Here is a 1,193-nt window from a genome sequence, read left to right as displayed (position 1 = left end):
TGAGCAAACCAGATGCCGTGTTGCCCAACACACCGCGCAGGTTGCGTCACGCCACGGACCGCGCTTCCTCGCCAATCGCGCGATCGGTGGTGCCCGCGGACTCGTCCGTGCAGCGCAGGAACTGGCCGGAGACCGGGAAGCCGCCGAAGCCCTTGGCCTCGGGGATGCCGGACTTCTGCAGCAGGGGCAGGGTGCCGCCGCCGGCACCGATGAAGACGAAGCGGGCGCGGTCCACGACCTCGGAACCGGCGGCCTTGTTCTTGACCTTGACCTCCCAGCGGCCGTCTGCGCCGCGGGTGAGTCCGGTGACCTTGTGACCGAAGCGCACCTCGGCGCCGGCGCCGGCCATGGCCGTGACGAGCTGGCGGGTGAGGGAGCCGAAGTCCACATCGGTGCCGCCCGTGTGGCGGGACGCCGCCAGGCGCTGGCCTGACTCACGGCCCCCGATCAGCAGCGGGGCCCAGGCGCGGATCTGCTCCGGGTCCTCGCTGTGCTCCATGCCGGCGAACACCGGCTGGGCGGACATGGCCTCGTAGCGGGCGCGGAGGTAGTCGGCGTGGTCGTCGCCCCACACGAAGGACATGTGCGGCAGCGGGTTGATGAAGGACTTGGGGTCCTTGAGCGTGCCGTCCGCCACCAGGGAGGACCAGAACTGGCGGGTGATCCAGAACTGCTCGTTGATGCCCAGCGCCTTGGTGACGTCCACCCGGCCGTTCTTGTCCATGGGCGAGTAGTTCAGCTCGCAGAGGGCGGCGTGGCCGGTGCCCGCGTTGTTCCACGGGTCAGAGGACTCCAGACCGGCCTGGTCGAGGTTCTCGTACAGGGCGATGGACCAGGTGGGCTCGAGCTTCTGCAGCAGCACGCCCAGGGTGGCGCTCATGATGCCGCCGCCGATCAGGACGACGTCGTGGGTGGCGGTGGACGAGGTGGTGGGCACGGTCAACTCCTGAAGCAGAACGACGGCGGGTGGGCGCACTGGAACCGGGCCGAGCAGAGGCGGTCGGGCCGAGCGCCGTGAGCTCCCACTGTACTACCGGTGGGTTCAGCCTTCGGTCAGCCTGACGCGCGAGAACTGCTCGTCCAGCTGCGGCGACGTCGGGTAGGAGGCCACGCGCGGGCCGGTGGCCAGGGCCGAGATCGGGTAGACCAGCGGCAGCGCCGGCAGGTCGTGGGCCATGGCCCGAACGACACGG

1 protein-coding gene is annotated in these 1,193 nt (G+C 70.2%); it reads right to left on the bottom strand.

What is annotated here, in order from left to right; all coding sequences use genetic code 11:
- Positions 1 to 46 precede the first annotated feature (46 nt).
- Positions 47 to 937 carry an FAD-dependent oxidoreductase gene (locus AB0N07_RS51480; RefSeq protein WP_365847959.1) on the bottom strand — a complete coding sequence of 297 codons (891 nt, stop codon included), beginning with the start codon at positions 935 to 937 and terminating at the stop codon, positions 47 to 49.
- Between the last annotated feature and the right edge of the window lie 256 nt (positions 938 to 1,193).

This window comes from Streptomyces sp. NPDC051172, from assembly GCF_040682555.1.
Lineage (GTDB): Bacteria > Actinomycetota > Actinomycetes > Streptomycetales > Streptomycetaceae > Streptomyces.
This window is presented reverse-complemented; position numbering and strand designations above follow the sequence as displayed.